Source organism: Streptomyces sp. E2N166 (assembly GCF_003671715.1).
Taxonomy (GTDB): domain Bacteria; phylum Actinomycetota; class Actinomycetes; order Streptomycetales; family Streptomycetaceae; genus Streptomyces; species Streptomyces thinghirensis.
The window spans coordinates 106,872-114,411 of sequence record NZ_RAIF01000027.1; the positions used below are offsets into that span (position 1 = coordinate 106,872).

At 72.6% G+C, this 7,540-nt stretch carries 7 protein-coding genes; 4 read left to right on the plus strand and 3 right to left on the minus strand.

The genetic code is table 11. From position 1 onward, the window contains the following. Positions 1–720, minus strand: a 720-nt coding sequence (locus EBH09_RS20985) for an SDR family NAD(P)-dependent oxidoreductase (protein WP_121748525.1), incomplete at its 3' end; no start/stop codon positions are given. A gap of 118 nt (positions 721–838) precedes the next feature. On the opposite strand from EBH09_RS20985, the gene EBH09_RS20990 reads away from it, so the two are divergent. After that, positions 839–2,125, plus strand: a complete 1,287-nt coding sequence (locus EBH09_RS20990) for an acetyl-CoA C-acetyltransferase (protein WP_121748526.1) — start codon at positions 839–841, stop codon at positions 2,123–2,125. Positions 2,126–2,364: 239 nt separating this feature from the next. Beyond that, positions 2,365–4,296 (plus strand): AMP-dependent synthetase/ligase, encoded by a 1,932-nt coding sequence (locus EBH09_RS20995; RefSeq protein WP_121748527.1) that lies wholly within the window; start codon positions 2,365–2,367, stop codon positions 4,294–4,296. On the opposite strand, the gene EBH09_RS21000 is transcribed toward EBH09_RS20995, so the two are convergent. Together EBH09_RS21000 and EBH09_RS21005 are read right to left on the minus strand one after the other, a co-directional pair. Next, entirely contained in the window at positions 4,293–5,009 is a 717-nt protein-coding gene (locus EBH09_RS21000) for a class I SAM-dependent methyltransferase (RefSeq protein ID WP_121748528.1), read from the minus strand. The two genes, EBH09_RS20995 and EBH09_RS21000, sit on opposite strands and share 4 nt — an antisense overlap. A gap of 164 nt (positions 5,010–5,173) precedes the next feature. After that, positions 5,174–5,377, minus strand: coding sequence for a cold-shock protein (locus EBH09_RS21005; protein WP_003974443.1), 204 nt, complete (start codon positions 5,375–5,377; stop codon positions 5,174–5,176). A gap of 290 nt (positions 5,378–5,667) precedes the next feature. Here EBH09_RS21005 and EBH09_RS21010 point away from each other — a divergent pair, with 290 nt between their 5' ends. Then, positions 5,668–6,516, plus strand: a complete 849-nt coding sequence (locus EBH09_RS21010) for a menaquinone biosynthesis protein (RefSeq protein ID WP_121748529.1) — start codon at positions 5,668–5,670, stop codon at positions 6,514–6,516. A 75-nt stretch (positions 6,517–6,591) separates the two neighbouring features. After that, positions 6,592–7,540, plus strand: a 949-nt coding sequence (locus tag EBH09_RS21015) for a serine/threonine-protein kinase (RefSeq protein ID WP_153182699.1), incomplete at its 3' end; no start/stop codon positions are given.

The following is a 7,540-nucleotide window of genomic DNA, read 5'->3' on the forward strand; positions in this document are numbered from 1 at the left end:
GCGCTCGGCCACCTTCCGGGCCTCCTCCTCGGCCCGCGGCACGTCGAGGACGACGACGTGGGCGCCCTGCCCGGCCAGCGTCGCGGCGACCGCCGCGCCGATGCCGCGTGCGGCGCCGGTGACCAGTGCGGTGCGTCCGGCGAGGGGGAGGTCCCAGTCGTCGGGGGTGGTGACCGGGGCGTCGGCCGCTTGGACCTCGATCACCTGGCCGCTGACGTAGGCGGAGGCGGGGGAGAGGAGGAAGCGCAGAGTGGACTCGGCGGCGTCGGCGTCGGCGTCCCCGAGCCGGACGAGGTTGACCGTCCTGCCCCGTCCGATCTCCTTGCCGAGCGAGCGCGTGAAACCCTCCAGCGCCTGCTGGGCGGCGGCCTGGTGGTGGTCGGCGGGGTCGAGCGGGGCGCCGAGCACGACCACCCGGCCGCTCGCGGCGACGGACCGTACGACGGGGTGGAGCGCGGCGTGCACTTCGGCGAGCGAGTCGACGTCCCGGACGCCGGTGGCGTCGAGGACGACGGCGGCGGGGCGTCCGGCGTCGTCCGGGCCGAGGCCCGTGCGGGTGAGTACGGAGGCGAGGTCGAGATCCGACTTGCCCGCGGTGAGGTGCAGCAGGCCGCCGGTGAGTGAGCGGCGTTCGAGTGGGGCGGGCTGTGGGAGTCCCAGCCGGCGGGTGAGGAAGCGGCCGGGCGCGGTGCCCGTGAAGCTGAGATAGCGGTCGGCCATGTCCTGTCTCCCCAACGACTCTGTCGTGCCCACAAGTGCCCACAGGCGCTCAAACTTGCTTACTCTGGAGTAAGGTTACCGGAGGTAAGCCTATGTCACAGGTGAGGAGCAGGTCGAGATGAGCCCTCTGCCACGGCAGCCGACGCGCCGCGTCGCGGTCATCGCGGGCGCGCGCGTCCCGTTCGCCCGCTCCGACGGGCCGTACGCCACCGCCTCCAACCAGGAGATGCTCACCGCGGCCCTCGACGGCCTGGTCGAGCGCCACGGCCTCCAAGGGCCGGGAGCGGTCGGTGAGTTCGTCGCCGGCGCGGTCCTCAAGCACAGTCGCGACTTCAATCTCGCCCGCGAGACGGTCCTCGGCTCGGCCCTGCACCCGTCCACCCCGGCGTACGACATCCAGCAGGCCTGCGGCACCGGCCTCCAGGCCGTGATCGCCGCCGCCAACAAGATCGCCCTCGGCCAGACCGGGTCGGCGATCGCGGGCGGCGCGGACACGGCGAGCGACGCGCCCCTGGGCGTCAACGACCGCCTGCGCCGCGTCCTGCTGGAGGCCCGCCGGGCGAAGTCCCTCGGCGGCCGGATGAAAGCGCTGGCCAAGGTCCGCCCGGGCCATCTGGTCCCCGACATCCCGCGCAACGCCGAACCGCGCACCGGCCTGTCGATGGGCGAGCACGCCGCGGTCACCGCCCGGGCCTGGGGCGTCACCCGCGAGGCCCAGGACGAACTGGCCGCCACGAGCCACCGGCGGCTGGCGGCGGCGTACGAACGCGGCTTCTTCCAGGACCTGGTGATCCCCTTCCGGGGCCTGTCCCGCGACCAGAACCTGCGTCCCGGCTCGACGGTGGAGAAACTGGCCGCGCTGAAGCCCGTGTTCGGTCTCCTGGGCCCCGACCCCACGATGACGGCGGGCAACTCGACACCCCTGACGGACGGCGCGGCGACGGTGCTGCTGGCGAGCGATGAGTGGGCCGAGGCGCGCGGGTTCGAACCCCTCGCCCACCTCACGGCGTACGAGACGGCGGCCGTGGACTTCGTCGGCGGCGACGTCGCGGGCGGCGAGGACGGGTTGCTGATGGCCCCGGCGCACGCGGTTCCGCGCATGCTGGAGCGCGCCGGGCTCGGGATCGAGGACTTCGACCTGGTCGAGATCCACGAGGCGTTCGCGTCCCAGGTGCTGGCCACGCTGGCGGCCTGGGAGAAGCGGGGCCTGGCCCCGGTGGACCGGGCCCGCCTGAACGTGGCCGGCTCGTCCCTCGCCACCGGTCACCCCTTCGCCGCGACCGGCGCCCGCATCGTGGTGACGCTGGCCGGGCTGCTCGCCGAGCGGGGCGGTCCCGGACGTGGCCTGATCTCCGTCTGCGCGGCGGGCGGTCAGGGCGTCACGGCCATACTGGAACGAACGTGACCTACTGGCAGGTAACCCCCGAGACTGCACACGTCCGGCGCGGGACCACCCCCGAACCCGCACGAACTCCCCACGAGGGCCCCGTACGATCCCGACACTGACCGCCGGTAACCCATGTCCGCGGAACCCGGCGATGAACGCCTCGGCGCGCGAGGCACGTACGTCATGCAGCAGAGCAGCGACAGCCGAGCCAGTGACAGCAGAAGCAGTCTCGCCGCTGCACGTCCCAGGAGCCGCCCGTGTCCACCCCGCTTCCCTCCTTCGCCGCATCCGCCGCCTACGCCGACTCGCCCGGCCCCACCCTGGTGGCGCCCGAGACGCGGCGGCTGGACGGGGCCGTACGGGAGGCGTACGTACCACCGTTCGCCCCGCCGGCGCGGCGCGGCTCGCTCGCCGACCTGCCCTTCGACAACGCGGCCGCGGCCGCGGACCAGGTGGTCCTCAGCCGCAGATCGCCGGACGGGGACTGGTCCGACGTGACGGCGGCCGGGTTCGCCGAACAGGTGCTGGCGGTGGCCAAGGGCATGATCTCCGAGGGCCTGGCGCCGGGCGACCGCATCGCGATCATGGCCCGGACGACGTACGAGTGGACGCTGCTCGACTTCGCCGCGTGGGCGGCCGGCCTGGTCACCGTCCCCGTCTACCCGACCTCCTCCCTCTTCCAGACCCGCTGGATCCTCCAGGACTCCGGCGCGGTCACCCTGGTCACCGAGACCGGCGCGCAGGCCGCGGCCCTCGGCCCCGAACTGGACCGCATCCCCGACCTCAAGCACCTGTGGGTCATGGAGAAGGGCCATGTGGAGCGACTGGCCGAGCTGGGTGAGCGGGTGCCGGACGCGGAGGTGGAGGTCCGCCGGGGCATGCTGAGCCCGAGCACGCTCGCCACCCTCATCTACACCTCGGGCACCACCGGCCGCCCGAAGGGCTGCGCGCTGACCCACGGGAACTTCTTCGCCGAGGTCGACAACGCGATCGAGCTGCTCTACCCCGTCTTCAAGGCCAGGACGGGCGACGACCCCTCGGTCCTGCTCTTCCTCCCCATGTCCCACGTCTTCGGCCGCATGGTCGCCGTGGCCTGCGTCCGTGCCCGGGTCCGCCTCGGCCACGCGCCGAGCCTGAAGCCGGAGGAACTGCTGCCCGACCTGGCGGCCTTCCGCCCGACCTGCCTCCTCACCATCCCGTACATGCTGGAGAAGGTCTTCAACAGCGCCCGCGCCAAGGCGGAGTCGGGCGGCCGGGCGTCGGCCTTCGACCGCGCCGTCTCGGTGGCCGAGCGCTACGGCGAGGCCATGGAGGCCCGCCAGGCGGGCAGGGGCGGCGGCCCGGGCCGCGCCCTGAAGACCGCCCGCTCCTTCTACGACCCCCTCGTCTACCGGAAGATCCGCAACGCCATGGGCGGCCGGGTCCGGTACGCCATCTGCGGCGGCTCACCGCTCGGCCGCCGCCTGGCCGCCTTCTACGCCGGGGCCGGCATCGAGATCTTCGAGGGCTACGGCCTCACCGAGACGACGGCCGCGGCGACGGTGACGCCCCCGCTGAAGCCGCGCCTCGGCACGGTCGGCTGGCCGCTGCCCGGCACCCGCGTCCGGATCGCCGCCGACGGCGAGATCCTGGTCGCCGGCGACCAGGTCCTGCACGGCTACTGGGACCCGCAGGCGGGCGGCGTCGTCCAGGCCGCCCCCGACGGCTGGTTCGCCACCGGCGACATCGGCAGTCTGGACGACGAGGGATACCTGACGATCACCGGCCGCAAGAAGGAACTGCTGATCACCGCGGGCGGCAAGAGCGTCGCGCCGGCCCCGCTGGAGAACTGGCTGCGCTCCCACCCCCTGATCTCCCAGTGCATCGTCCTGGGCGACCGCCGCCCCTACGTCAGCGCCCTTTTCACCCTCGACCCCGACGGCGTCACCCACTGGCGCCGCATGAACGGCAAGCACCCGGTGCCGCCGGAGTTGCTGACCGACGACGAGGAGGTACTGGCGGTGCTCCAGCGCGCGGTCGACGAGGCCAACAAGCTCGTCTCCCGTCCGGAGTCCATCCGCCGCTTCGCCGTCCTGCCGAGGGACTTCACGGAGTGGGAGGGCCATCTGACCCCCTCGATGAAGCTCCGGCGCGAGGTGATCATGCGGGACTTCGCGGGGGCGGTCGAGAGGCTGTACGGCACTTCCTAGGGGTGTACGGCACCCCCTGGGCCGGTGTGCGCTCGGCGGCGGGCGACCAGGCAGGCCTGCGGGACCTTCGAGGACGTGTCCTCCTCCTGCACGCGCACCGTCCGGGACAGGACCGTGAAACCGGACTCCTCCAGCAACTCCGCCATCGGCTCCGGCCGCCGCCGTTCGAAGTCCAGGGTGACCGGGTGGCCGAAGGGCTGGTCGAGGCGGCTCGGCTCGTCGCCGACCTGGAAGGCGAGAAGCAGGTGCCCGCCGGGGGCCAGCACGCGCCGCACCTCCGCGAAGAGGTCAGGCAGCCGCTCCCACGGGGTGTGGATCGACGAGTACCAGGAGACGGCCCCCGCGAGCGCGCCGTCGGGCAGCTCCAGCTCCAGCATGGAGCCCTGCTCGAACCGCAGGCCCGGATTCTCGCGGCGCGCGATCGCGAGCATCGACGCGGAGAGGTCGAGGCCGAAGGCCCGCAGGCCGAGCGAGGCGAGGTGCGCGGTGACCCGGCCGGGTCCGCAGCCCAGGTCGGCCACCCGCCCCTCCGGTCCCACCAGCTCGGCGAAGGCGCCCATCAGGGCCCGGTCCAGCGGTGTGCCGGCGCCCGTGGCGCGGAAGCGGTCCGCGTAGTCCTCGGCGATGGCGTCGTAGAAGGCCCGGGTGGTGTCCAGGAAGCCGGTGTCGTGGCGGGTGTCGCGTCCGGTGTCGTGGCGGGTGTCGTCGGTCATGGCGGGGACCCTAGTGCCCGGCACCGACAGCCGGCCGTCGGAACGAGCTGCGGCCGGAATTCACCGAGAAGTCAGAAAGGAAGGCCCGGAAAGGGCGATGGCCCGGAAAGGGCAGGAGCCCCGTCGCCGAAACCGGCGCGGGGCTCCTTGGGTACTGCTGTCAATCAGACAGGAGTGACATTCTCCGCCTGCGGGCCCTTAGGACCCTGCGTGACGTCGAAGGACACCTGCTGGTTCTCCTCGAGGGAACGGAATCCCTGAGCATTGATCGCGGAGTAGTGGACGAAGACGTCCGGGCCGCCGCCTTCCTGGGCGATGAAACCAAAGCCCTTTTCGGCGTTGAACCACTTCACGGTTCCGGTAGCCATAAGCCCTCCTTGGGCCCAAAGGGTTGCCCTGCTCCAGAACCAGCAAGTGTGAAGACTGGAATGCTGCACAACTGCATACGTCTGAGAACGACGAGAGCCCGCGGTCACATGCTCCGCAGGCTCTGTACTGCAAGGGAAACCAAACTGCAACTTGCTGTGAGCCTAGCACGCAGGCACCCGAGCGCAACAGAGGCCAAGATCACTTCACCCGAATGTTTGAACACCTCCGCCGTTCGGCTGACGCCGGGGTCGGCGGCGGGCGGATGCCGGGGGAGGGCTAGCCTCGCGATGTGGACAATTCTCGCACCCGGCCGCGCGTCGGCCACATCCAGTTCCTGAACTGCCTGCCCCTGTACTGGGGGCTCGCGAGAACAGGCACGCTCCTCGACTTCGAGCTCACGAAGGACACCCCGGAGAAGCTCAGCGAGCAGCTGGTGCAGGGCGACCTCGACATCGGTCCCGTCACCCTGGTCGAATTCCTCAAGAACGCCGAAGACCTCGTCGCCTTCCCCGACATCGCCGTCGGCTGCGACGGCCCGGTGATGTCGTGCGTCATCGTCTCGCAGGTCCCGCTGGACCGGCTGGACGGCGCCCGCGTCGCCCTCGGCTCCACCTCGCGCACCTCCGTCCGCCTCGCCCAGCTGCTGCTCGCCGAGCGCTTCGGCGTCCAGCCGGACTACTACTCCTGCCCGCCCGACCTGAGCCTGATGATGCAGGAGGCCGACGCGGCCGTCCTCATCGGCGACGCGGCCCTGCGCGCCAACATGATCGACGGCCCGCGCTACGGCCTCGAAGTGCACGATCTGGGCGCGCTGTGGAAGGAGTGGACGGGCCTCCCGTTCGTCTTCGCGGTCTGGGCGGCCCGGCGCGACTACGCGGAGCGCGAGCCGGTCATCACCCGCAAGGTGCACGAAGCCTTCCTCGCCTCCCGCAACCTCTCCCTGGAGGAGGTCGGAAAGGTCGCCGAGCAGGCGGCCCGCTGGGAGGCCTTCGACGAGGAGACCCTCGCGCGCTACTTCACCACCCTCGACTTCCGCTTCGGCGCGCCGCAGCTGGAGGCGGTCACCGAGTTCGCCCGCCGCGTGGGCCCGACCACCGGCTTCCCGGCGGACGTGAAGGTGGACCTGCTCCAGCCCTGATCGCGCCGGGCCCCCGGCACGGCAGGCCCACTACCCTGCTCCCAGGTACTGGCGTACGGGGGAGGGGTGGGCGCCATGCAGCCGCTCGATGTCGACGAACCCACCGTCGTGGGGCCCTACCGGCTGCTCGGCCGGCTGGGCTCCGGCGGCATGGGCCGGGTCTACCTGGGCCGCAGCTCCGGCGGCCGCACCGTCGCCGTGAAGATCGTGCACCCGCACTTCGCGCTCGACGAGGAGTTCCGGGCCCGTTTCCGGCGCGAGGTGGACGCCGCGCGCAGGGTGGGCGGCGCCTGGACCGCACCCGTACTGGACGCGGATCCCGAGGCGCGTGTGCCGTGGGTCGCCACGGCGTACGCGGCCGGTCCGTCCCTGACGGCGGCCGTCGCGGACGGCGGCCCGCTGCCGGCCCACTCGGTACGGGCGCTCGGCGCGGGCCTCGGCGAGGCGCTGGCGGCGGTGCACGAGCTGGGCCTCGTCCACCGTGACGTGAAGCCGTCCAACGTCCTCCTCACCCTCGACGGCCCTCTCCTGATCGATTTCGGCATCGCCCGCGCGACGGACGGCACCGCCTCCCTGACCTCCACGGGCGTCTCGATCGGCTCGCCCGGCTACATGTCCCCCGAGCAGATCCTCGGCAAGGGCGTCACGGGCGCGGCCGACGTCTTCTCGCTGGGCGCCGTCCTCGCCTTCGCGGCGATGGGCGCGCCGCCCTTCCCGGGGGACTCCTCGGCCGCCCTCCTCTACAAGGTCGTCCACGAGGAGCCGCAGCTCGGCGCCCTGGACGGCGGAGCGGGCGGGGCGGCGGAGGCGGAGCTGCGGGACCTGGTGACGGCGTGCCTGGCCAAGGACCCGGCCGCCCGGCCGACCCCCGCAGAGGTGGCCCGGCGCCTCGCACCCGACGGCGCGGCCCGCCTGGTGACCGGCGGCTGGCTGCCGGGGGCACTGGTGGAGCGGGTCAGCCGGAGCGCCGTACAACTGCTGAATCTGGAGACGGTGGAGTCGTCGGCGGGGGCGGAGATCGTGC

What these genes read in the sequence shown, in the direction of transcription:
- EBH09_RS20990 (WP_121748526.1), top strand. Translation starts at nt 839, where the DNA reads ATGAGCCCTCTGCCACGGCAGCCGACGCGCCGCGTCGCGGTCATCGCG.
- EBH09_RS21000 (WP_121748528.1), bottom strand. Translation starts at nt 5,009, where the DNA reads ATGACCGACGACACCCGCCACGACACCGGACGCGACACCCGCCACGAC.
- EBH09_RS21005 (WP_003974443.1), bottom strand. Translation starts at nt 5,377, where the DNA reads ATGGCTACCGGAACCGTGAAGTGGTTCAACGCCGAAAAGGGCTTTGGT.